Genomic DNA, 22,352 nt, shown 5'->3' on the forward strand with positions numbered 1-22,352 from the left:
CGGATCTCCTGCTCGTAGTGCGATTATCGACGTTCGGTGAAGGCGGCCTCGACCCTCGCGCGATCGGCCCCCGCACGCAACTGGGCCAGGAGCAGGAGCCGCGCCTTGTAGGGATCCAGCGAGCCGGCGCTGATCAGCCCGCGAGCCAGCAGGTCGCTTTCGGAGCCCGGGAAGGCATAGGTGGCGGCGAGGACGCTGCCGGCCCCGGTCCGGGAGGCCAGCACCACCGGGATGCGCTGCGCCAGCCTCTGCAGGGGTTCAACCCAGGTCTCCGGCACGTGACCGGCACCGAACGAGGCAACGACCAGCCCATCCGCGCGTAGGTCAAGGTCGTTGAGCACTGAGGTGTCGCCGCCCAGGGTCGTGTACACGATCTCGACGACGCCCGGCTGCAACGGCAGCGGCACCGCGCGGTGGCGTCGCAGCCCGAAGTGCAGCCGAGGAACCCCTTCGATCACGTGACCGATCGGACCGGCACCCGGTGAGGAGAAGGCCGCGATGCTGGTCGAGTGGACTTTCCGGACATGGCGTGCCGCATGGATCTCATCGGCGAAGACCACAAGCGCTCCCATGCCGCGAGCGTCAGTGCTGGCGGCCGTGCGCGCCGCCGCCAGCAGGTTCGCCGGGCCGTCGGCACCGGGCATTGCGGCGTTGCGCATCGCCCCGGTCAGCACCAAGGGCGCGTCCCCGTCGTAGAGCAGGTCCAAGAGGTAGGCGGTCTCCTCCAGCGTGTCGGTCCCCTGCGTTACGACGAAACCGTCCTTGTCAGTTACTGCGGCCTTGTGAAGCAGTCCGACGAGCTCGGACATGTCATCGACGGTGAGTGAGGCACCTGGGATCCGGCGGAAGTCCTCAACGATGATCGTGATCCCTCGGTCCAGACCGGGTACTGCGGCGACGAGGTCAGCGCCGGTCAGACGCGGCGACACCCCACCCGTCTCACCGGAGGCCCCGCTCATCGCGATGGTGCCGCCGAGGGTGACCACCAGGATTCGGCGGTTCTGTTCTGGGGTGTCAGGAGGCACGGGCTGGCCTTTCTGTAGGGACGGTTGGCTGCTTGTACAGGGATCAGCTTCGTCGGCCTACCGGTCGGCGGCAAGGCAGCCCAGGAAGCGCAGTACCTGGTCGAGGGCCTCGATGCTGATCAGTCTGCTACGCGGGCGCACCAGACTGGATACCCCGCAGTCGCCCAGGTCACGGCACCTACTGGTGATCCAACGCCAGTCGAGGTCGAGGTAGGCGGCCAGGGCGCGCAACCGCGTCTCGGGATCGGGCCCCATCATGAGGCCTTGATCGGTAGCCTCGCCGAGGGCCTCGTGATAGCTACGCAGGTCGGCCCGGGCGGTGGTGGTGTCCGCTCGCCAGAGCGCCTCGGTGCGCACCCATGTCGCCACGATCGCGCGCTGACCTGGCACCAGCACGAATCCGTCGACGGTGGAGTATTCAGGGCGTGCCGTCACCTGGACGCGGATGCCGTACATCTCCATCAGCGCAATGGCCAGGAAGAGGAGAACCCGCTCGTACCGACCGCTGCGGGCGACCTCGGCCTCAGGGATACAAAACGTCCGCGACAGCGGACTGGCCGCACCACCGAACCGCTGCCCCAGGGACTGCAGGTAGGCGATCTTGTGCCGGAAGAACAGCCAGGCGGCGGCCTCCTCACCGGTTTGCTCCCTGGTCCAGAACAGCGGCACCTCCGACGCTCCGTCGAGACGACGCTGAATGTGCTGCGCACAGAACGCCGACCCGAGCCACGCGGCACCGACCGCGGTGAGCATGGGAAGTGTCATCCGGCTGGGAGCCGAACGCGGAAGCTGGAGGTAGGTCTCAAGCACCTGCTGCTCGTCATCAAGGGTCTGGTCATCGGCCAGGAGCCCGTCATCGAGCTGTACCAATGACCACAGAATGCCGTACGTCAGGTCGTCCAGTTCGTGGGCACCTGGAACTGCGAATCCCTCATCGCGGGGTGTGAAGGCGGCCAGGTTCCTGCGGGTGTTCGCGGAGTCGATGACATAGAGGCGCAGGTCATCGACGTGCCCCTCTATCCCGACGAGCAGGCCGCGGCGGGCTGGCCGGAGGAACCTGCCCAGGGCCGCAGTGTCCGGAGGACGGAGACGGACCTCCTCACCACGTCTTGCCGCCGAGAGGAAGTGGACAGCCGAGGTGGTGCCGTCCAGGACGTTGCGTCCGATCAATTCCCAGGAGTCCGCAACGTCATCGGTCGCCGAGAGGAATAGTCGCGAAGTGGGCCATCGCTCACCGATGACGACGGACGCCTGTAAGCCGTCACGGTCGTGGACGGTCTTGCGGGCGTGGAGGACATCAGGGGCGGGAGAGAACAGGTCTGTCCAGGGGAAGCCCAGGAGGCGCTCCAGCACCCGAGAAGCATCGTTTTGTGGACGTCCGTACCAGTGTCCGGCGTACCAGCGGTCGAATGTGCGCCGAGCCACGGTCACGCTGGCAAGCCGAGGAGCCTCAGCCTCTTTGGCGAGCGTGCGTGCCGTCTCCTCGAAGTGACCGCAGAACACCACCCAGTTGTCCCAGTGACGCTCCTGGACCAGGAGGCGGAACAACGAGGGGCGAGGCATCGTGGCCCTCCTGAGGTTGAAGGTCGGGCGGGTGTCGATCAACGTAACCAGCGCATGTGCCACGAGAGGCAACGGGTTCTACCCTTCATGGCCCCCTGGCCAGGATGCTCTCCTCCGTAAGGTTTAGCAATATGACTGAGCAAATTGCTCGACATATTGGTTGTGTTAATTGGCGCGAGCTCTCACACTGACCATCATGTCGGAATTGAGGCAAGCGCCATGGTCGATGATCCTTGTTGAGGTCGGGCTACGCTTCGAAGACCTGCGCGAGCGTCGCAACCTGACGCAGAGCGATGTCGCCGGGCATACCGTGCTGCGCGACCGTGGCATCAGGATCGACAAGAGCGGACTCAGCAGGCTGGAACGAGGCCAACGCCGCCAGATCTCGAGCGCACTGGCTGAGGCCCTGCTGGACTGTTACCAGGCCGACGCCGCCGAACGCGCCGAGATCCTGCGACTCCTCAGCGTGGACACCACGCCCGCCGGGCGACCGCGTCCAGCGCTCTGGCGGCGGAACGCGGCGCTCCTCGGCTCTATGCATTTCGAAGGCTTCCTGAAAATGGAGCGGCGGGCCACCGAGCTCTTCAACTACGAGAGAGCTCTCATCCCCGGGCTCCTCCAGACTCCGGACTACGCCCGCACCGTGATCGCCGGCATGCGTCCCGAACTGAGTCGCTCCGAGGTCAAGGCCCTCGTCGACGTCCGCATGGACCGTCAGCAGCAGATGTCGGACGGAGTGCTTCAGGACTTCCGCGCCCTCATCGACGAGGGCGCGCTCCGCCGCGTCATCGGGGACCGGTCGATGACTCAGGCACAGTTGGAGCGGCTGCTCGCCGAATCCGAGCAGCCCCGGAACACAATCCGAGTCCTGCCGGACTCGATTGAATGCCACCCCGGCATGGCCGGCCCCTTCGTACTCATGCACTTTCACGAAGCCGCCCGTACCGTCGTATGGGTGGAAACCATGGTCAGTTCGGTGTACTTCGACGGAGAGGCAGACGTCGGGCGCTATACGGGGGCCTTTACCACTTTGTGGGAGCGGGCGCTGAGCCCCAGCGATACACTCGCACAGCTCAAGGAAATGATCAAGGAGCTCCAGCAGTGACCCCGCGCAAGCCTCACCCGTCTTCCTTCGACCTGACCGACGTCGAATGGACAATCTCCAAGCACAGCGGGGGTGGTGGAAACTGCGTTCGCGTTGCCGTGGTGAATGGCCATGTCCTGGTCGGCGACTCCCAGAACCCTGACCGATTGCCCCACGTGTTCACGCCTGCGGAGGCGAGGGCATGGCTGTTGGGGGCGAAGGACGGCGACTTCGACTTCCTGCTCAACCTCTAAGGAACCTCTACCCGGTACGCCTCCCGACAGCCTTCGGTCGATCCCTGAACGCCTAGACTTCACCGACGCCCACGCTTGACCACCCTTCGGTTCCGGCCAATACTGCTCTTTCAAGCTATTTGCTCGCATTTTGGCGAAATTTACCCGAGGCGTATCTTGAAATGCCTATAGGTGCGACAGATTGCATCCGATGACGCCTACATCGATTATCTGAATTGTCCGAAGCGTGCTCTCATTTGTTCTCGAAGACGTACTGTAGGAGGCCGATAGCCTTCCGAGAGGTGCGTCCACCGGTGAATGAGAACGCTGCCGACATCCTTCTTTCCCCGCTCCTCACCCTTGAGGAGATCGGGTCGCTCGCGGAGATCCCCGTCACCTACGAGATCAAACAGAATGGCCGTTCGCACAATCCGTCCTGCCGGCAACGAGGCAAGCGAACGACCGAACAGGTGACCACCAGCGTGAGGGAGTTCCGAGTCCAGGGCCACCATGAACGGGCCTGCCGGACGTGTGGCGGAGGAGATCTGCCCGAGCTGACTCACGAGCAGGAAGCTGGTGTGCGACGGCTGGCGCTCCTCCTGCCCGAACGCGAGGAAACAGCCCGACGCGAGCGGGAGGCCCAACGCGCGGCCGCCACCCGCGTACAAGCCGCGGAAGCTATTGACCAACGGGCGCGCGAGGTGCTCCACGGCTGGGATTCGCGGCTCGCCCATGAACGACGCCATCTCCAGGGACGCCCCGCACGCGTCCTGACCGCTACGACGGTGACTATTCAGGTCATCGCGTGAGTGCGGGCATCCAGGGATTGCCGAGCAGCGCGTCGTGCAGCGCGTGAGCGGCGCGGAGACCGTTCTTTCGGACGGTGGAGATGTAGCCGCGGATGGCCAGGAAAGTCTGGGCGCCCTTGAGCGTGCGAAAACCACCGCTGACCTTGGTCTTCGTCTTGATCATACGGATGGCCTGCTCCGCGACGTTGTTGGAGTACGCCACAGTGAAGTCGGTGGCGAACCGCAGCACCTCACTCTTTCGGGTTCGCAGGCGTAGCGCCAGGTTACGTGCAGGGCTCTGCTTGCCCGTTCCGCGTGGGGAATGCGCGGTCAACGCTCGTTCCACCAGGTCGTCGAAGCGCTGGGACAGGTCCTTCAGCTTGAAGTCCGGCAGGCGGTCATGCCCTTTGTCTCGCCAGGCGGCCACCCACCGGTATCCGTCACCGAGTAACAGCACCAGCGCCTCAGCCCAGCCATCGGCCCGCGCGCGAAGGTCGTACTCGCCGATCCCGGCGGCCTCCCGGACGATGTGCGCATTGCACAAGGCGTGCGTGCAGCCCTCGAATGCCTGGTAGGAGCGGTAGGCGTCGTGGACGGCCACGCCGGTGAAGCGGGGAAGGATCCCGAACGCGGTGATCGACTCGGTGCCGCGCCCGTGGGCGTCGATGTGGTAGGCGGTCAGCACAGGTGTGGCGGCCACGTGCAGCCAGTGGTTCCTGCCGCCCACGCGGGTGACGCTCTCATCGAAGTGCGCGACGCTCGCAGCGGCGATCGCGTCACGGATCCGTGCGTTGACCGGCGCCAGGACCTGGGCCACCTTCGTGACCGTGTCGCTGATCCACCCGGTCGACACCTCGATCCCGGCCAGATCGGCGAGGACCTCGGCGACCCGCCCAACCGGGATGTGGTGCTGGGCGGACAGGTAGGCGGCCAGCGCGCTCACCCGTGGCCCGTACACCGCCGGGGCCGTGGCGAACGCCGGAGCCGCAGCACGGGTCACCGTCCCGCAACCGCCACAGGCCAGGGCGTGCAACTCATGCGCGGTGACCTCGGCCTTGACCTCGGGGATGTCGAAAACCTGCCGAATCACCGCAACGCCCGCCGGGGTTGCATCGGTCAGGTCCCCGCCACACCCGCCACACGCAGATGGAAGGTGCGGCACCGTCCATGTCGGGCAGTCCACCTGCATCAACGCCGTCCCCGACGTGCCGGGCTGCTTACCGGGGCGACGTCCGCTCCTACCCCGCATCGACTTGGGCGGTGGCTTGGCCAGGCCATCGGCCGACGGAGGTTGCGAGGAATTACGCGAGTTTCGCCCTACCTGCCGCCGCAGCTCGGCATTCTCAGCCCGCAACTCCGCGTTCTCCGCTTTGAGCTGGGCGTTTTCCGCCTCCAACTCGACGACCCGCGCTTCCAGCACATCCAGCCGGGCGGTCAGCGTCACGACCAAAGCGGCAAGCTCGCCGTACGACGGACGTTCGCCCTCAGCCGGAATCACCCGAAGATCATCCCATGAGTCCGATCATGCCCATGCCACGCCCAACCTCACGAGGAAAGGGCACCTGAACAGTCACCTACGACGGTCTGTTCCGAAGGGGACGAATGCGGTGCCGGAGCCGAACTTTCCATCGACACGCGGACACTTGAGATGCGCTTCCGATGCCCCGTCGACCCAGGGCACGGCCGACGCGACCTGCGCGGCGAACCGGAGGAGTTCTGGATGTACGCCGCCCCCGCCGAGTACGATGCGCTCGCCCTCGTTGTTTCCGTGATCGCCGAGGATGCCAGCGCGTGGCACGAGGTATACGGCACTCGCGCCCACGACTACCGCATGACCACTGCTGCTCTTCAGGCTTTCGACGAGGCGAACCCACAGCCGTTGGACCTCGGCCTCAATATCCAGTGCGGGCTGTGCGAGCGGCGAATGTCCTTCCACGAAGGGGATCCGGATTCGAGGCTTCCGGCAGCGTACTCCTGCAATCACAAGCATGACGATGGCCGCTATCATCGCGTCAGCAGCGAGGATGTCGACGACGCGATCGACCGGCACCTTCGCTCTCGCCTGAGAGGGCGGCGCCATTGGGTTCTGGCCCCGGAATTGGCTCCAGAGCCGGAGCTTGTGGCAGCGTACGCCGACCATCTGAATGCGAAGATCAAGACATATGACGATCATATCGGTGCCGCCAAGTTGGACCGGTTCCTCGCGCGCGAACGCGCGCGGCTCACGAAGCAATTGGAGCAAGTTCGCGGGGTCCAGGAGCACGGCGTCTTCGTGGTTGCCGACTTAAACACGTTCGCGGATGATTATTGGCGCAGCACCTCGGCACCCGACCGGGCAACCGAACTGGGACGTGCGCTACTTGTCGAGAGCGTCGTGTGCTACCGATCCAGCATCCGAGTTGTCACCCGCTTCGACGACCACACCGCTCTCTACCGCAGGTTACGAACTGAAGAGCTCCGACACGAGATCGCCACTGCCCGTGCGCACCTGTCGGAGTTGGAGGAAGAACTGCACGAGTTGACCGATCCGGTGGCCTGATCTATTAGGAATTACGGTGTGAGTACAGGATATCCAAAGGCGGTCCTACGTAGCGATGCTGGTAGTCCTTACGAGCTGTTCCAAACTCTGGTACGGAAGGCGGCCTGCCATCCTTCACCGTGCTGTACGTGCGATCCTCACCGGCCTTCAAGGGCCGGCGCTGGGCTCCAGGTGCTCATCGCCTCGACGACGGCAAAACCCGGCCATCATGCCGCAACGCATGGAATAGACGCCGTTAGCATTAAGCTGAAAATCTCCATCTGAATTCCCGGTGGGTCAGGCATAACGTGGTGAACCGGCACTGGTCCGGCCTAAATTCGATGCCTCCGGTCGAGAGGACCGCAGCCCATTCTTCCGATACGCGATGAACAACAATCGCGAAGAGGTGGCGGTGTACCTCGATATCGCATGGGAGTTCACCGCCCATCCTCGGCGTTTCGCGATCCCCGTATGGGCATGGACGACGTGCTCGAAGGCTAGGTTGGAGCGACTTCGCAATTAGCCGATCCGCAGGCCCATACAGCAGTTGTGCGATCGGATACGGCAATCCGAGTCACGTTCCGGGTGGGTGACGATCGACCGGCAATTATCTATGATCGCGACTAGTTCAAGATCTCCAGGACCAGGAGTTGATTCACAATCTTCATCGTCTCCAAGCTGACCGTCACAATCCGCTTGAGAAGATTGATGATGTAACGCGGATCGTTGGACTGGGGGTCAGCCTCGGAGAGCCTTCGGCCGGTCCGTGTCCTGTTCCGGGCGCTTGGCGGCGTTGGGAGGCTCGGAGCGGCGGACGTAGACCGGGGTCCCTGTCGGGGTCATGTCGAACAGGGGCTTGGCGTCCTTCCACGCGGTGAGCAACTGGCGGCGCAGGTCGATCTCCACCCTTGTCGGCTCCCCGTAGGACACCAGCGGTCTGACGCGCGCCGGGTGGGCGAGTGCCTTCCAGGTCGACGGGTCGATCTCGTCCAGTGGCCGCATTGCGATTTCTTGCGATTTTCGCAACTCGGGCGTAGGGTCGATGCATGGCTGGAGAGATGGCAGTGGTGCGTGTCAGGCAACTGATCGCTGAGAGTGGTCTTACCCAAGCGGAATTCGCCGCGAAGGCGGGGCTTGACGCGCCCAAGATTTCCAAGTCGTTGTCAGGGGTTCGTCGATTCACATCTTTGGACCTTGCCCGCATCGCTAACGTGGGCGGAGTGACCGTCGACTGGCTGCTTGGTGCTGAGACCACTGCGCCATCCATGGCCACACGGATATCGGCGGCTCCACGGAGCCCTGCCGATATGGCCGTACAGGAAGCAGAGCGTTTTGCCCAAATCTGGGCAGATCTTGCATACCTTGGCTATGGCCAGAATCTATACAAAATACCGCCAGTGCCGAAATCTGGGCGCCCTGTCGATCAGGGGCGTCAGCTCGCCGCGCGGGCGCTCGATCATTTTCGGTCTGTGGGCGGCAGCCCCTACGAAAAGCGTGATCTGGCCGAGGCGGTTGAGGAAGTTTTCGGCATTGACGTGGCGATCGTACGGCTCCCCGACGGCTTCGACGGTCTCACCTGGGTGGATGACCAAGCGAGTCTTATCATCGCGGGAACATCCAGGTTTCCTGCCCGCCAACGATTCACCATCGCGCACGAACTGGGACACATCCTCGCGGGAGATGATCAGAAGCCGCACCTGGATGCGAACCTCAATGATGTGCTTCACAAGCAGCAGTCATCGGAGACGCGAGCGAATGCCTTCGCAGCCGAGTTCCTCCTTCCTGAAGAGGTGCTCCGCGAGGAAGCCGGTGAGGTCACCTGGTCCGACACCTCATTCGCGGAGCTGGCCTGCCGCCTGTGGGTATCTCCGAGCACACTCGCGTGGCGTCTGTTCAGCCTCGGGCTGATCGACCGGCAACTGTGTGATTCATTCAGGCGGTTGAATACCGCCGAGGCGGCACATCTGGCCGGTGCGGTGAATTCGCTGGCGGAGTGGATCGAGCTGGCGTCACGTCCACGGACGCCGGCTCCGCTTATACGCACCACATTTCAGGCATATGCCGATGGTAAGGCAACGTTAAGGCCATTCGCCAATCTGATCGGTGTCGAAAGCGCCACGCTCCGGCAGGCTCTCAACGAGGAGCGAGAGGAATCCCCACTCGCGTCATGACGTGGTACTGGTTTCCTGACAACACGGTGCTGTGCAACTTCGCATGTGTATCCGGCCTTCCTCTCCTGGAAGAGGTTCTGCGTGGCCGCGGGCGCTGGGTGGAGGCGATCGCATACGAAGCGGAGCGGTCATCACGCATTTACCCGGATCTGGCCACCATCGCCCGGGAACGTTGGTTGGGGGACCCGATCGAGGTTGACGATGCCGTGGAGATCGATCAGATCGAAAGAGTCCGCCGAGCAGTCTTCGGCGGATCGCCAAATGAACCGCTGAAACATCTTGGGGAAGCACAGACCTGTTACGTCATTCTGAACCGGATGGAGTTCGCCGGCTCATTCTGGATTACTGACGATCGTGACGCGCAGGAGTACGCGCACGCCCGAGGTATTACCACCCGTGACACGATGGATCTCGTCTCGGAGGCGGTTGCAGACGGTTGTTGCACGCGTGATGACGGGTTCAAACTACTTCAGCGGATGCGGCAAGAAGGGCGGTACCTGCGCGTACCACCGCACCCGTCACATCTTTAATGTCGCACCTCCTCTCAAGGCGGCCCCGGCTGCCGCCATGACCGTGGACGGGTCCCCGGCCTGTGCCATCGGCTCCCCCTCGTGGATCACAGTCGTTCGGTGGCGCCATCACGGCCGGTATCGCAGTGCCCCCGGCCGGGACGTGTCCTGTTCGGGACGTTCGGAGCGTTCGGGGCGCTTGGCGGCGTTGGGAGGCTCGGAGCGGCGGACGTAGACCGGGGTTCCGGTCGGGGTCATGTCGAACAGGGACTTGGCGTTGTGGAGTGGGACGCGGATGCAGCCGTGCGAGGCGGGGTGGAGCGGGACCCGTTCGGAGCCGTGGAAGCCGATGCCCCCGTTGAAATAGATGGTGTAGAACTGGTCGCCCAGTGGCCCGTGGGTCCATCCGGTGGTCCGCCACCAGGCGCGGAAGTCGCCGGTGGGCGTGACGGCGACCCCGCAGTGGCCGTTCTTGCAGTAGTGCTTGTCGTTACCGGTCGAGATATGGGAGACCAGGGCCGGCTTGCCGTCCTGCCAGGCGGTGAGCAGCTGGCGACGCAGGTCGATCTCCACCCTGGTGGGCCCCCCGTAGGGCACCAGCGGCCTGATGCGCGCCGGGTGGGAGAGCGCCTTCCAGGTCGACGGGTTGATCTCGTCGACGGCGGGCAGCTCGTTGGCCTTCTGGAAGGCCCACACGGCCGCGCGCAGCTCGGGGCCGTACTCCTGGCCGGGAGATCCCGTGTTGAACCCCAGCCGGTCGAGACGTTTTTTGAGCTCCTGGACCCGGGTTCCCCGGTCACCGGGGCGAAGGGCGGGGAAACGGGACACCGGGGTGTGCGCGGAACGGGGCGGGTGGTCATCGGCGACGGCGGGTCCGGAGCGTCTCGGTGACGCGACGCCGGTGTTCGCGATGCCGAACGGCAGGCACGAGGTGAGCGCGAGGGCGGTGTTCGCGATCAGAAGGCACTTGACGATTCTCTGCATTTTAGTGAGCCTTTTTTGGTCTGTCGTCGCGACCGATCAGGGTGATATGCGGCGATGGCGGCACCGGGCAACCTCGCCGTATTCAGGCCGTCTCGCGTCGACTCCGGGAAGGAAACTTGATGAAAGAGAATGTTCAGCAGGAGTAGGAGTACGTGCGGTCCTGCACGGCCGCGCGCACCAGACTGACGGCCTCCTGGGCGCAACCCCAGGAAAAGCTGAATCCGGCCCCGCCATGTGCGAAGTTGTAGATGATCCGTCCTTCCTCGTCCCACTCAAGGCAGACGTTTTCCTTCCGGAACGGCCGCAAGCCAGCCCGTACCGGCTCATCGGGATCCAGTGCGAAACTTCGCAGCGCGGGCATGAAGGCCAGGCAGCGCTCATACATGTCCCGTACCGGAGGGTGGTTCTCCAGGTTGATTCCGGTGTCCCACTCGTCTTTTTCCGCCAGCCCGCCGAGAACAAGGATCCGCGGACTGCGCGGCACGATGAAGACGATGTCCTGCTCGCCGTTGTTCGCCTCGTCGTGGGAGACGCAGTGGGCCTCGTCTATCCCGTCGTTGCGGACCCGTACCAACGCACCGCGGAGTGGATACATGCCGACACCGCGGAGCTCGGCGGTGCCGATTCCCGCGCAGCAGACGATCGCTTCGGCGTCGAACCGGTCGAGGAGCTCGGCCTTCCGCTCGGTCAGCGACCCCTCGATCCGATGCCGCCTGACCCGCACCCCGTGCATTTTGACCTGCCGCATCAGCCACAGCATGTACCGGTCTGTATCGATCATGGGCGCCATATGGGAGTAGGCGTCGACCACGCCGTAGCCGGGGTCGATGCCGTTCCGCTCGACGAGCGATCGGTCGTGGACGAAGCCGCGCACCTTCCCCGCGAGCTCCCGCATCTTGTGGAGATCGTGGGGATTCTCCTCGACGGGGTGCTTGAAATAGAAGTTGGACCTCCGCATGGCCACCCCGGGAACCCCGGTCCGGGCCAGCTCCTCGAATATCCGGTACGAGGTGACGCACCAGTTCTTGGAGCGAGCGAGCGAGACCTGGTCGTGGTGGTAACCGCAGACCGCGGGCGGCCACTCCCACAGCGCGCCCGCGACGACCGAGACGATGTCGGGTGCGAACCTGTCCGCGATGACGGTGACCCGGAACCCCTCCCTGGCCAGACACAGCGCGGTCGTCAACCCGCTCACACCGGCTCCGACGACAAGTATCTTCTCTGAATTCGCGCGCACCTGGGAACGCCTTCTTTCTGGATCCGTCCAGCTCGATCAATTTTCGGCGTGGCCGGCCGAGGAAGGTCGTCACGACGAGCGCTGAAACTTCTCCAGGGTAAATCGAGGCATCGGTGAACCCCGGAATGGCGGCGAATCCGGGATGGTGGAGGGGGGGCCACCGGCGAATGGGAAACAAGTACCGAACCGGGAAAAGCCATACCCGTGCCAAATCCCACGATGACGAGCGGTTGGCGGCGTGCTGGATTTTCATCGCCGATCCAGGGATCGGCCCGGGAGAATACCGGCGTATTCTTGGCCGTTCCCCGGCGGGCGCGGTGGGCCGATCGGGGGCACGGTGGGGCGGATTGCCTACGTTGCCCTGGGGACTCGCCTATATATCCTCGGTGGGACTGTTAGAGGTAGCTGGCCGGTCGAGTCGCACTTGTTCCAGAACGTGGCGACCGATGGGGGACGCCGGGCCGGTGAGCGGTTCTGTGCCGCACCGGCACGGCGTCATACCTGCTGCCGGGAATGGCCCCGGCTCAGACCAGGGCCTTCTTCAGGAAGTCGACCTGGAGCAGCAGCAGGTTCTCCGCCACGACCTCCTGCGGGGTCATGTGAGTCACCCCGGACAGCGGCAGCACGTTGTGCGGGCGGCCGGCGGCCAGGAGGGCGGAGGAGAGGCGGAGGGTGTGGGCGGCGACCACGTTGTCGTCGGCCAGGCCGTGGATCAGCAGGAGGGGGCGGTCCAGCTTCTCGGCGTCGGCGAACAGGGACGAGGAGTCGTAGTGCCCCTCGTCGGGCCGGCCGAGGTAGCGCTCGGTGTAGCAGGTGTCGTACAGGCGCCAGTCGGTCACCGGGGCTCCCGCGACGGCCGCGTGGAACACGTCGGGGCGGCGGAGTACGGCCAGGGCGGCCAGGTAGCCGCCGAAGGACCAGCCGCGGATGCCGACCCGTGTCAGGTCCAGATCGTCGGGGAACCGCGCGGCGGCGCCGTGCAGGGCGTCGATCTGGTCCTCCAGGACCGGGGTGGCCAGGTCGTGCAGGACGGCCCGCTCGAACTCGGGGCCCCGGCCGGGGGTGCCGCGGCCGTCGGCCACGACCACCGCGAAGCCCTGGTCGGCGAACCACTGGCTGGTCAGGTGCGCCCCGGCGGCGGCCAGGACGCGCTGGGCGTGCGGTCCGCCGTACGGGTCCATGAGGACCGGCAGCCTCGCCGAGCCCGGCACGTGCCCGGAGGGCAGGAGCACCGCGGTGGCCAGGTCGCGCTTGCCCGCCTTGATCAGGGAGACCCGCAGGTCCAGGCCGGGACGCTCGGCGTACGAGGTGATGTGGCCGCGGGGCGTGCCGTTGTGCAGGACGCGGGTGGCCGAGCCCTCGCTGTCGAGGGTCTGACCGGTGATCACGAGGGTGCCGCCCGCGGTGTGGCCGCTGTAGACGCCGCCCTCTGTCGGGCTGACGAGCGTGATCTGGCCCCTCCGGTACGCCCATACCGCGATCTCGGTGGGCTCCCCGCTCGCCCGGAAGAGCACGGTCTCGCCGTCGATGTCGAGGATCTCGCGGACCTGGAGGGTGGGCGGCGTGACGGGGCCGTCGCCGACGATCAGGCGGTGGCCGCCCTCGGAGGCGGCGGCCCAGACGAGGCTGCCGTCGGCCAGGTGGCCGGGAACGCCGGTGACGATGTCGACCCAGGCGGGGTCGGTGTCCTCGCGCACCAGGGTGGAGGTGCCGGTGGCCGGGTCGACGGCGAGCAGTCGCATGGTCCGCTGGTCGCGCGTCATGGTGACGATCAGCAGGCCGTGGGCGTCCCAGGCGGCGTTGACCAGGTATTCGTCGTCGAAGGGCACGGGGACCCGGGCTCCGGTGAGGGTCAGCACGAAGAGCTCGACCCCCGCGTTTGCGGTTCCAGCGGAGGGGTAGCGCTGCTCGGCGGCGGGCCGGCCCGGGTTGGCCGGGTCGGCGATGTGCCACCGCTGGACCGGCGACTCGTCGGCACGCTCGACCAGGATCGCGTCCCCTGACGGGGACCACCAGTAGCCCCGCATGCGGTCCATCTCCTCGGAGGCGATGAACTCGGCCAGGCCGTAGGTCACCTCCGGGGCCTCGGGGCGGGCCAGCGCGTGGTCGACCTCGTCCGCCAGGTCCTGGATGTGGAAGGCGCCGCCGGTCACGTAGCCGACGTGCTCTCCTGTAGGGGACATCCGGGGGTCGATCACCGGTCCGGGGGTCTTCGGTTTCCTTATGTACCCGGTCTTCAGGTCGACGACGTAGAGGCCGCCGGAGAGCGCGAACGCGGCGGTGGTCACCGCGGCGTCGGTGCTGTATCCGACGATGCCTCCGGCCTGTTCCCTGCTCCGCTCGCGGCGTGCCCGCTCCTCCGGCGGCAGGTTCTCGTCGTCCGCGGCCAGGACGCGCGGGTCGACGACGAGCCGTTCCGCGCCGCTGAGGACGTCGTACTCCCACAGGCAGGTCACCGGGTCGGAGCCGCCCCTGGTCCGCAGGAAGACGACGCGGTCACCGCTTGGCGCGATCGTGAAACCGCGGGGCACTCCGAGGGTGAATCGGCGGGTTCTGGCGTGCAGGCGAGGAAAGCTCTCACTCATACGAGCCATCTTGCCAGCTCCGCATCGGGTGTCTTGTTCTCCGAAGTGGCGAATTCGGAGGTTCTGGGCGATCCCTGGCATCGATACCCTCAACCGTATGACTGATCGGCGCCTGATGCTCGTGCACGCCCATCCGGACGACGAGACGATCGGCAGCGGGGCCACCATGGCCAGGTACGCGGCCCAGGGCGCGCACGTCACGCTGGTGACCTGCACCCTGGGGGAGGAGGGCGAGGTCATCCCGCCGGAGCTGGCCCACCTGACCGCCGATCGTGACGACACCCTGGGCGAGCACCGCGTCTCCGAGCTCGCCGCGGCCTGCGCCGCGCTCGGCGTCACCGACCACCGGTTCCTGGGCGGCCGGGGCCGCTGGCGCGACTCCGGCATGATGGGCGTCGTCTCCAACCACGCCGCGAACGCCTTCTGGCAGGCCGACCTGGACGAGGCGGCGGGCGAGCTCGTCAGGATCATCCGCGAGGTGCGGCCCCAGGTGCTCGTCACCTACGACGAGAACGGTTTCTACGGCCATCCCGACCACATCCAGGCCCACCGGGTCGCCTGGCGGGCCTTTGAGCTGGCGGCGGACCCGGCGTTCGGTGCGGGCGCCCCGTGGAGGGTCGCCAAGTTCTACCACACCGCCATGCCCAGGTCGGTGATGATCAGGGGCGAGGAGGCGATGCGTGAGAGCGGCGCCCCCTTCCTCATCGAGCCGGTCGCCGACCTGCCGTTCGGCTGCGCGGACGAGGACGTCACCACCGAGATCGACGCCCGCGCCCACATCGAGCGGAAGATCGACGCGATGCGGGCGCACGCCACCCAGATCAGCGTGAAGCCGCCCTGGTTCGCCCTGTCCAACGACGTCGGCCAGGAGCTGCTCGGGATCGAGCACTTCATTCTCCGCTCCGGCGCGCCGGGCCCCGCAGGTCCGGGAACGCCGATCGAGGTGGGAGGACTCGGCGAGCCTTACGGCCGCGAGGACGACCTCTTCGCCGGGATCCGTTAGCCTCGATGTTTGTGATGGAGCAGGTCCCAGCGACACGCGAACCCTCGGAGACGGTTGTCACCGTGGCGGTCAACGCTGTGCTCGTTATGCTCGGGCTGCTGATGGGCGTCCTCGGCGGGTTCGGGCACTCCTGGTACGTCGGGCCCGTCCCAGCCTCCGCCTTCGGCTGCGTCGCCCTGCTGTTCGTGATCGCCTACGGGGCGGGCCGGGTGACCCGAGGCAAGGCCGCGGCCCTGTCGTTCGCGATGGGCTGGGCAGCGATCACCATGATCTGGATCACCGGGCGGCCGGAGGGCGACCTGGTCATCGCCAACGACCTGTCCGGTTACGTCTACCTCTACGGGGGCCTCGCGGCGGTCGCGATGGCGGTACTGCTCGTGCCACCGGCCGCGAACAGCGGGTCGTGGCTGCTCACCCAGCACGGGTACGGCCCTCGCCCGCAGGCGTCACCCGCACCGCCGGGTCCGCAGGTCCCACCTGATCAGGCACCGCCGGGTCCGCAGGTCCCACCTGATCAGGCACCGCCGGGTCCGCAGGTCCCACCTGATCAGGCACCGCCGGGTCCGCAGGTCCCACCCGGCTAGCAGGTCCTATACCGCGAGTCGCCCGGATGACGCACAATCCCGGTATGCGGCGGTTGCATCGGGTACGGCGGAATCTCAACTACATCAACCTGTCCACGCCTCTGGGGCTGCTGCTGGCGCGCCTCGGCCGCGCCCGGGTGTCCGCCGGGCCCGACGGACTGATCCTGGCGTACGGCTACCGCTTCCGGTTCCCGATCGCCTCGGCGTTCACCGTGGGCAACGTGGTGCTGACCAAGCACGGGGAGGGTTTTCTCACCGGCGCCCTGCTCAGGCACGAGGACCGGCACGCCTCCCAGTACATGCTCTGCGTGGGCCTGCCGATGCTCCCGCTCTACGTCGTGGCGGTGGCCGTCTCCATATTGATCTGCGGCAATCAGGCCTCGTGGAACCTCTTCGAGCGGCTGGCGAACCTGGAGGACGGCAACTATGCTCGCAGGTCCCCCTGGTGGTTTCGTACTAAATCCTCTTGAAAAGGGATGAATCTCTCTGTGGGGGGATCAACAGAGGGTGAGCAGATGATGACCGAAGGGGGCCGCCCATGTCGCAGACGTCCCACCCCGAAGCCGCATCCCAGACTGCCGCGGAACCCGTGGGCCTTGCCGAAGAGCCACCCCGCCGTTCCGGGTGGTCCGCCCGCTTCGCCACGCGGCCGGCGCGCGCGCTGAGGCAACTGGGCCGGGCTTCCAGGCGGGTGGCCGCGGCCGAGGCGGTGACCTGCTCTCCCGCGCCTCCGGAGTCCTCCACCCGGCCGGAGTCCTCCACCCGGCCGGAGTCCTCCACCCGGCCGGAGTCCCCCACCCGGCCGGAGTCCCCCACCCGGCCGGAGCCTCCCCCACGACCGGTGCTCCCACCGGGCCGCCCGGCACCCGCGCCGCGGCGGTCGTGGCCGGGCGGTTTCAGGGACCGGCTGACCTCCCCGGTCCCGACCTTCCAGGAGTTGCTGGCGGTCACCTGGCACGGCATGCTCCGTCCAGGGATCGGGGACGCGGACCGCATACCGGTTCACCGGAACGGGCTTGCCCACGTTACGGGGACCGCCGCGGTCGTCACCTGGGTGGGCCACGCGACGTACGTGGTGCAGATCGGCGGGCTGACCGTCCTCACCGACCCGGTCTGGGCGAGGAAGATCCCCGGCAGCCGGCCCCGCCTCACCCCGCCCGGCGTCGCGTGGGCGGACCTGCCCCGGATCGACGCCGTGGTGATCAGCCACAACCACTACGACCACCTGGACGCGCAGACCGTGCGGAGGCTGCCGCGGAGCACGCCCGTCCTGGTCCCCGCCGGGCTCAGGTCCTGGTTCACCAGGCGCGGGTTCCGCCACGTCACCGAGCTCGACTGGTGGGAGAGCACCTGGGTGGGCGGTGTCCGCTTCGACTTCGTACCCGCCCACCACTGGAGCCGCAGGTCGGTGTGGGACACCTGCAAGACCCTCTGGGGCGGCTGGGTGATCGCCTCCGAGGACCAGACGATCTACTTCGCCGGGGACACCGGCTACGGCGAGCGCTTCGCCCAGATCGGGGCACGCTATCCGGGCGGCATCGACCTGGCCCTGATGCCGGTGGGCGCGTTCGAGCCCCGCTGGTTCATGAAGGCCGTGCACGTCGACCCCGCGCAGGCAGTACGGGCGTGCCAGGATGTCGGGGCGCGCCGGATGGCGACCATGCACTGGGGCACGTTCGTGCTGTCAGGAGAGTCGCTCCTCGCGCCGGTGGAGGAGGCCAGGGCGGCCTGGGCGGAGGCGGGACGGGACCGCGTCGACCTGTGGGACCTCGCCGTCGGCGAGTCCCGCGTCCTGAAGACCTGACGCCCGTGATCTGACGGTCATGATCTGACGCCCAGGTCTGACGGTCATGACCGACCGGCCCACGACTCGACGACCCGGCGTTCCGACAGCCCGGCACCCTCGCGTACCGGCGGTCTGACAGCCGGGGCGGGCACCGGGAGGCGGCACCCGCCCCGGCTGTCAGGGGTTGAGCGTCAGGACGTTGGTGGCCGCCTTCTTGATGGACTCCTCATGGGCGAGCATGGGGACGGTCTTGCCACGCGCCCAGAGTGACGCCTGGTCCCAGTAGTTGTCGTGGAACGCGTGGCCGGAGGCGCCGGTCAGGTTGATCCATTGGGATTCGTCCAGGTTGCCCAGGTCCACCACCATTCGCATGGACGGCAGCCAGCCCACCGTGTAGTCGAACTGGACGTCCCAGCCGGCGGCGTTGACCGCGTCGTCGCTGCCCGCCACCGGGAACGGGCCCCGGTTGAACAGCCACTCGATCGGGCCGATCCCCGAGGTTCCGAAGGTCTGGTGGACGAGTTTCAGCGAGTGCAGGTCCCCCCAGCGCCAGTCCTTGACGTCCGGGCCGAGCTGGGTGTTCAGCTCGTCGTAGGCCAGGGCCATGGCCCGTCGCAGCATGTCGTCGCGGGTCTCGGTGCGTGGTGTGCCGCTGTCGTCCCAGAACGCGTCGTTCGGCTTGTCGAGCATGACCCGTACGACCTCGAACCAGCGGTCGCCGCCGCCGGGCCAGGCTCCCTCGGGCAGGTCGTCGTTGAAGGTCTCGATGAGCAGGCGCCGCCAGACGGCGTTGAAGTACATCGCGGGGGCCGAGTCCTCGCCCTGCGAGCGGTCCCACTTCCGCAGCAGCTCGCGGGCGTCCTCGGCGGGGCCGGCGATCTTGATGTCCATCAGCTTGGGCACCAGGAAGTCGGCGAAGCCGTTGTCGGTGTCCTGCTGCAGCGCGCTCATCGCCGCCACGTCCACCTTGCCGTCCTTCACCGCCTCACGGAGGCGGTCCAGGATGCGCTGGGAGCGGTATCCGTACGCCCAGTCCTTGGTCAGGATGTACGGGTAGCGGGTGGGGTCGATGACCGCGTTGTTGGCGGTCACGATGTAGCCCTCCGGCGGGTTGTAGACGCTGGGCAGCTCATTGAAGGGGATCGTCGACTGCCAGGCGTACTCGCCGGTCCAGCCCGGCACCGGCCAGGTGCCGTCGCCGTGGCTCCGCACCGGGATCCGCCCGGGGGCCTGGTACCCGATGTTGCCGGCGGTGTCGGCGTAGATCAGGTTCTGCGCGGGCACCTCGAACTTGCTCGCCGCCGCCCGGAACTGCTGCCAGTCCTGCGCGGTGTTCAGCGCGAAGATCGCGTCAGCGGTCCTGCCCGGCTCCAGGGCCGTCCACTTGAGCGCGACCGCTTCGGCCTTCTCCCCGAAGGCCGCGTCCATGCCGGGCAGCGTGTCCTTCGTGCTCTCCAGGGCGTCGGAGATGATCGGCCCGTGCATGGTGTCGCGCACCTTGAGTTGTACGTCGGCGCCCCCGGCCACCTTGATCGTCTCAGTCCTGGTGGTCAGCGGCTTCCAGTCGCCCATGAACAGGTACGAATCATCCTTGATTCGTTCCAGATAGAGGTCGGCGACGTCCGGGCCGAGGTTGGTGAGGCCCCAGGAGATCCTGTCGTTGTGGCCGATGATCACGCCGGGCACGCCGGAGAAGGTGAATCCGGTGACGTCGAACGGGCACTCGGGACTCTTGGCGCGGCAGTGCAGCCCGGCCTGATACCAGACCGAGGGCATGCTCGGGGACAGGTGAGGGTCGTTGGAGAGCAGGGGTTTGCCCGACTTGGTGTGCTTGCCGCCGACCACCCACGAGTTCGAGCCGATGCCGCTGCCGCCCGCGGGATCGCCCATTAGGCTCGGCACCGCGCGGATGGCCTCCGCCGCCCGGATCAGCGCCCCCGCGGCCGGTGTCCCCGGCGGCTCGGTGACGCTCTTCTTCGGCTCCTCGGCCTGGTCGAACCCGCGTTCGCCGACCGAGCCCCGGGTGACGATCGGCTGGTTGGTGTCGTACGGATAGGTGGGCCAGAGCTGCTCCACCCGCCCGCGCGGCAGCTTGCTCGCGGCGAGGGCCCGGCCGATCTCGTCGGTCATGTTGGAACGCAGGTCCCAGGCCATGGCCTTGAGCCAGGTCAGCGAGTCGACCGGGGTCCACGGCTCGGGCCTGTAGTCGGGGCTGGTCGCCCGCAGGAGCACGTACTCCAGGCTCCGGGCGGCGAAGCCGTCGTGTTGCTCCATCCAGGCGTTCACCCCGCCGGCGTAGGCGTCCAGGTAGCGTCGGGTCTGCTCGTCGAGCAGGGGCAGCTCCTTCTCCGCCACCTTCCGCCAGCCCATGGTCCGGATGACCCTGTCCTCGGTCAGCGTCGCCGAGCCGAACATCTCCGACAACCGGCCGGCGGTCACGTGGCGGCGGAAGTCCATCTCGAAGAAGCGGTCCTGCGCGTGCACGTAGCCCTGGGCGAGGAACAGGTCGTCGGGGGAGTCGGCGTAGATATGCGGGATACCCGTTTTATCGCGATATACAGTGACTTTCCCGGTGAGGCCGCGCACCTTGAGCTCGCCTTCGAGCTGAGGAAAGGACGCCCGTACGCTCCACACACCGGCCCCGGCGAACAGCAGGCCGAGCACCACGAGAACGGAAAGTACGCGTGCCAGCCACTTGAGCGGTCGGGGCATCCAGGCGTACGGGCGGAACCTCACAAAAACCTCCTAGGCGACAAGCTCCAGCAAGTGTGGCACCACCCCAGCAATCCCGGCATTGTGATCATTAGTGAAGATGCGGGTATGACACTTTCCACGGCCGATCTGGTCGACGCCCACGGCGCCGCGGTCGCGACCGGAGAGGTCGACGTCCCCGTCACCTTCGGCGAGGTCGTCTTCACCCCCGGCGCCTGGCTCTACAGCGACGAGGACGGCATCCTCGTCAGTCTCGTCGAGCTCTCCTGACCGGCCGCCCGTCAGATCGGGCCGATTCCCCAGTGGTGGACGGCGCGGCCTCCGGGAGCGAGCCGGATGACGTCCTCACCGCTGCGGAAGGCGTTCGGCGGGCAGCTCATCGGCTCCACCGCCAACCCCTGGCGGCGGTGCCCCTCGGGGAGGGTGTCACCGGTGTAGAGCTGGAGCCACTCGATCCCCTCACCCGCCCACAGCTGGACCCCGCGGGTGCCGTCCGCGTCGCTCAGCCTCACCCGTACCAGCCCGTCGGCGCCGCGCTCCAGGTCGGTGAACGCGGTGTCGAGAACCGTCCCGTTGATCGGGCGGGCGGTCCTGAAGTCGTACTCGGTCTCCTTGACGTCCTGGCGGCCGACGGGGATCTTCCGGTCGTCCACCGCGAGCCACTGGGCGGCGGGAAGCTCCAGGACGGCATCGTCGAGGGTGCCGTCGAGGGAGCCCAGGGTCAGGTAGGGGTGGGCTCCGAAGCCGTACGGCGCGTCGGTGGTGCCGACGTTCTCCGCGGCCACCTCGACCTCCAGACCGGACGCGCCCAGTGTGTACCGGATGGCGAGATCCAGGATGTGCGGGTAGCCGAGCTGGGGGAAGAGCCGCAGCCCCAGCAGGATCGAGGCGTCGTCGTGGGAGAGGACACGCCAGGGGAAGGACCGGGAGAAGCCGTGGATCGCGTTGCCGGTCCGCGGCTCGCTCAGCGCGAGTTGCCTCTCCTTACCGTCGAACGTGTAGCGGCCGTCCTCGATCCTGTTCGGCCAGGGGAGCAGCGGCAGCCCCGCGCCGCCGATCGGGGACAGGTCCTCGGGGAAGCCGACGACGAGCGGCCGGCCGTCCAGGGTGAGGCTCCGCAGGCCGGCCCCGACCTCGGTGATGACCGCCTGGAAACCGCCGGCCACGATGCTGTACTGAGTCCCGGTGGGCGCGATGTTTGTCACAGTAAGTGGGTCCCATCGTGGGTGCGGGTGAACGGACCGTCGTCGCGGAGGGCGTCGAGGACGCGGATAGCGCGAGCCTCGGGCATAAGTGTGCACACCTGGTCGAGGGTAAGCCAGATGGCCTCGGACGCCTCGTCGGCCTTACCCTGCGGCCCACTCGTATGACAGCTGCGCCGTCGTCATAGTCCAGCGTCACCCGCCTGCTTGACGTTCCCAGTGTCGATACACCCCTGGATGTCGCTGAACTGGTCGAACAGCAGTCGTAGCCGGGTAGGCAACCGACGCCGGTGTTCGGCCGCCGAGCGGAAACCGCGTGGCTCCGTTGGTTGAGGGCGTGGCGGCGCTGCTCCTTCAGGCTCGCGCCG

19 protein-coding genes and 1 pseudogene are annotated in these 22,352 nt (G+C 66.9%); 11 read left to right on the forward strand and 9 right to left on the reverse strand.

What is annotated here, in order from left to right; all coding sequences use genetic code 11:
• Positions 1-23: 23 nt before the first annotated feature.
• Both OIE13_RS35785 and OIE13_RS35790 read right to left on the reverse strand, forming a co-directional pair.
• Positions 24-1,025, reverse strand: a complete 1,002-nt coding sequence (locus OIE13_RS35785) for an asparaginase (RefSeq protein ID WP_326644645.1) — start codon at positions 1,023-1,025, stop codon at positions 24-26.
• A 57-nt stretch (positions 1,026-1,082) separates the two neighbouring features.
• Positions 1,083-2,588 carry a hypothetical protein gene (locus OIE13_RS35790; protein ID WP_326644643.1) on the reverse strand — a complete coding sequence of 502 codons (1,506 nt, stop codon included), beginning with the start codon at positions 2,586-2,588 and terminating at the stop codon, positions 1,083-1,085.
• 196 nt (positions 2,589-2,784) lie between these two features.
• Between OIE13_RS35790 and OIE13_RS35795 the strand changes: the two genes are divergently transcribed.
• From OIE13_RS35795 to OIE13_RS35805, 3 genes are all read left to right on the forward strand, one after another.
• On the forward strand, positions 2,785-3,693 hold the full coding sequence (locus tag OIE13_RS35795) for a helix-turn-helix domain-containing protein (protein ID WP_326644641.1): 909 nt from the start codon (positions 2,785-2,787) through the stop codon (positions 3,691-3,693).
• The gene (locus OIE13_RS35800) at positions 3,690-3,926 is read left to right on the forward strand and encodes a DUF397 domain-containing protein (protein ID WP_326644639.1); all 237 of its coding nucleotides are present in this window, start codon (positions 3,690-3,692) and stop codon (positions 3,924-3,926) included. Before OIE13_RS35795 ends, OIE13_RS35800 begins: the two co-directional genes overlap by 4 nt.
• A 293-nt stretch (positions 3,927-4,219) precedes the next feature.
• Positions 4,220-4,714 (forward strand): hypothetical protein, encoded by a 495-nt coding sequence (locus tag OIE13_RS35805; RefSeq protein ID WP_326829348.1) that lies wholly within the window; start codon positions 4,220-4,222, stop codon positions 4,712-4,714.
• Here OIE13_RS35805 and tnpC read toward each other — a convergent pair.
• Entirely contained in the window at positions 4,704-6,191 is a 1,488-nt protein-coding gene (gene tnpC, locus OIE13_RS35810) for an IS66 family transposase (RefSeq protein ID WP_326829349.1), read from the reverse strand. The genes OIE13_RS35805 and tnpC overlap by 11 nt on opposite strands.
• 222 nt (positions 6,192-6,413) lie before the next feature.
• On the opposite strand from tnpC, the gene OIE13_RS35815 reads away from it, so the two are divergent.
• Complete coding sequence (locus OIE13_RS35815) at positions 6,414-7,232, forward strand: zinc ribbon domain-containing protein (protein ID WP_326829350.1); 819 nt, start codon at positions 6,414-6,416, stop codon at positions 7,230-7,232.
• Positions 7,233-7,949: 717 nt separating this feature from the next.
• On the opposite strand, the gene OIE13_RS35820 is transcribed toward OIE13_RS35815, so the two are convergent.
• On the reverse strand, positions 7,950-8,213 hold the full coding sequence (locus tag OIE13_RS35820) for a hypothetical protein (protein WP_326644636.1): 264 nt from the start codon (positions 8,211-8,213) through the stop codon (positions 7,950-7,952).
• Positions 8,214-8,257: 44 nt separating this feature from the next.
• On the opposite strand from OIE13_RS35820, the gene OIE13_RS35825 reads away from it, so the two are divergent.
• Both OIE13_RS35825 and OIE13_RS35830 read left to right on the forward strand, forming a co-directional pair.
• A complete protein-coding gene (locus OIE13_RS35825; protein ID WP_326644634.1) occupies positions 8,258-9,382 on the forward strand; it encodes a helix-turn-helix domain-containing protein in 1,125 nt (374 codons plus the stop codon).
• Positions 9,379-9,912 (forward strand): hypothetical protein, encoded by a 534-nt coding sequence (locus OIE13_RS35830; RefSeq protein ID WP_326644633.1) that lies wholly within the window; start codon positions 9,379-9,381, stop codon positions 9,910-9,912. The genes OIE13_RS35825 and OIE13_RS35830 overlap by 4 nt, the downstream gene beginning before the upstream one ends.
• Before the next feature lie 108 nt (positions 9,913-10,020).
• On the opposite strand, the gene OIE13_RS35835 is transcribed toward OIE13_RS35830, so the two are convergent.
• From OIE13_RS35835 to OIE13_RS35845, 3 genes are all read right to left on the reverse strand, one after another.
• On the reverse strand, positions 10,021-10,875 hold the full coding sequence (locus OIE13_RS35835) for a L,D-transpeptidase family protein (protein WP_326644631.1): 855 nt from the start codon (positions 10,873-10,875) through the stop codon (positions 10,021-10,023).
• Between the two features lie 133 nt (positions 10,876-11,008).
• Complete coding sequence (locus OIE13_RS35840; RefSeq protein WP_326644629.1) at positions 11,009-12,112, reverse strand: FAD-dependent oxidoreductase; 1,104 nt, start codon at positions 12,110-12,112, stop codon at positions 11,009-11,011.
• Positions 12,113-12,636: 524 nt separating this feature from the next.
• Positions 12,637-14,697 (reverse strand): S9 family peptidase, encoded by a 2,061-nt coding sequence (locus OIE13_RS35845; RefSeq protein ID WP_326644626.1) that lies wholly within the window; start codon positions 14,695-14,697, stop codon positions 12,637-12,639.
• Positions 14,698-14,794: 97 nt separating this feature from the next.
• On the opposite strand from OIE13_RS35845, the gene mshB reads away from it, so the two are divergent.
• From mshB to OIE13_RS35865, 4 genes are all read left to right on the forward strand, one after another.
• Positions 14,795-15,700, forward strand: coding sequence for an N-acetyl-1-D-myo-inositol-2-amino-2-deoxy-alpha-D-glucopyranoside deacetylase (mshB, locus tag OIE13_RS35850; protein WP_326644625.1), 906 nt, complete (start codon positions 14,795-14,797; stop codon positions 15,698-15,700).
• 62 nt (positions 15,701-15,762) lie between these two features.
• Positions 15,763-16,284, forward strand: a complete 522-nt coding sequence (locus tag OIE13_RS35855) for a DUF6113 family protein (RefSeq protein WP_326829351.1) — start codon at positions 15,763-15,765, stop codon at positions 16,282-16,284.
• Positions 16,285-16,328: 44 nt separating this feature from the next.
• Positions 16,329-16,754: a hypothetical protein gene (locus OIE13_RS35860; protein WP_326644622.1), complete on the forward strand. Its 426-nt coding sequence runs from the start codon at positions 16,329-16,331 to the stop codon at positions 16,752-16,754.
• A 68-nt stretch (positions 16,755-16,822) separates the two neighbouring features.
• Positions 16,823-18,088 (forward strand): MBL fold metallo-hydrolase, encoded by a 1,266-nt coding sequence (locus OIE13_RS35865; RefSeq protein ID WP_326829352.1) that lies wholly within the window; start codon positions 16,823-16,825, stop codon positions 18,086-18,088.
• A 159-nt stretch (positions 18,089-18,247) separates the two neighbouring features.
• Here OIE13_RS35865 and OIE13_RS35870 read toward each other — a convergent pair whose 3' ends face one another.
• Positions 18,248-20,782 carry a penicillin acylase family protein gene (locus OIE13_RS35870; RefSeq protein WP_326646894.1) on the reverse strand — a complete coding sequence of 845 codons (2,535 nt, stop codon included), beginning with the start codon at positions 20,780-20,782 and terminating at the stop codon, positions 18,248-18,250.
• A gap of 162 nt (positions 20,783-20,944) precedes the next feature.
• Between OIE13_RS35870 and OIE13_RS35875 the strand changes: the two are divergent.
• Positions 20,945-21,052 (forward strand): annotated as a pseudogene (locus OIE13_RS35875) (ribonuclease E activity regulator RraA); the annotation flags it as partial.
• Between the two features lie 11 nt (positions 21,053-21,063).
• Here the strand turns inward: OIE13_RS35875 and OIE13_RS35880 are convergent.
• Positions 21,064-21,987, reverse strand: a complete 924-nt coding sequence (locus OIE13_RS35880) for an aldose 1-epimerase family protein (protein WP_326644618.1) — start codon at positions 21,985-21,987, stop codon at positions 21,064-21,066.
• Positions 21,988-22,352: the final 365 nt, after the last annotated feature.

The sequence above is a fragment of the Streptosporangium sp. NBC_01810 genome (assembly GCF_035917355.1).
In the GTDB taxonomy this organism is placed as follows: Bacteria; Actinomycetota; Actinomycetes; order Streptosporangiales; family Streptosporangiaceae; genus Streptosporangium.

What these genes read in the sequence shown, in the direction of transcription:
- OIE13_RS35865 (WP_326829352.1), top strand. Translation starts at nt 16,823, where the DNA reads ATGTCGCAGACGTCCCACCCCGAAGCCGCATCCCAGACTGCCGCGGAA.
- OIE13_RS35795 (WP_326644641.1), top strand. Translation starts at nt 2,785, where the DNA reads ATGTCGGAATTGAGGCAAGCGCCATGGTCGATGATCCTTGTTGAGGTC.
- OIE13_RS35835 (WP_326644631.1), bottom strand. Translation starts at nt 10,875, where the DNA reads ATGCAGAGAATCGTCAAGTGCCTTCTGATCGCGAACACCGCCCTCGCG.
- OIE13_RS35860 (WP_326644622.1), top strand. Translation starts at nt 16,329, where the DNA reads ATGCGGCGGTTGCATCGGGTACGGCGGAATCTCAACTACATCAACCTG.
- OIE13_RS35870 (WP_326646894.1), bottom strand. Translation starts at nt 20,782, where the DNA reads ATGCCCCGACCGCTCAAGTGGCTGGCACGCGTACTTTCCGTTCTCGTG.
- OIE13_RS35830 (WP_326644633.1), top strand. Translation starts at nt 9,379, where the DNA reads ATGACGTGGTACTGGTTTCCTGACAACACGGTGCTGTGCAACTTCGCA.
- OIE13_RS35815 (WP_326829350.1), top strand. Translation starts at nt 6,414, where the DNA reads ATGTACGCCGCCCCCGCCGAGTACGATGCGCTCGCCCTCGTTGTTTCC.
- OIE13_RS35790 (WP_326644643.1), bottom strand. Translation starts at nt 2,588, where the DNA reads ATGCCTCGCCCCTCGTTGTTCCGCCTCCTGGTCCAGGAGCGTCACTGG.
- OIE13_RS35820 (WP_326644636.1), bottom strand. Translation starts at nt 8,213, where the DNA reads ATGCGGCCACTGGACGAGATCGACCCGTCGACCTGGAAGGCACTCGCC.
- OIE13_RS35845 (WP_326644626.1), bottom strand. Translation starts at nt 14,697, where the DNA reads ATGAGTGAGAGCTTTCCTCGCCTGCACGCCAGAACCCGCCGATTCACC.
- OIE13_RS35825 (WP_326644634.1), top strand. Translation starts at nt 8,258, where the DNA reads ATGGCTGGAGAGATGGCAGTGGTGCGTGTCAGGCAACTGATCGCTGAG.
- mshB (WP_326644625.1), top strand. Translation starts at nt 14,795, where the DNA reads ATGACTGATCGGCGCCTGATGCTCGTGCACGCCCATCCGGACGACGAG.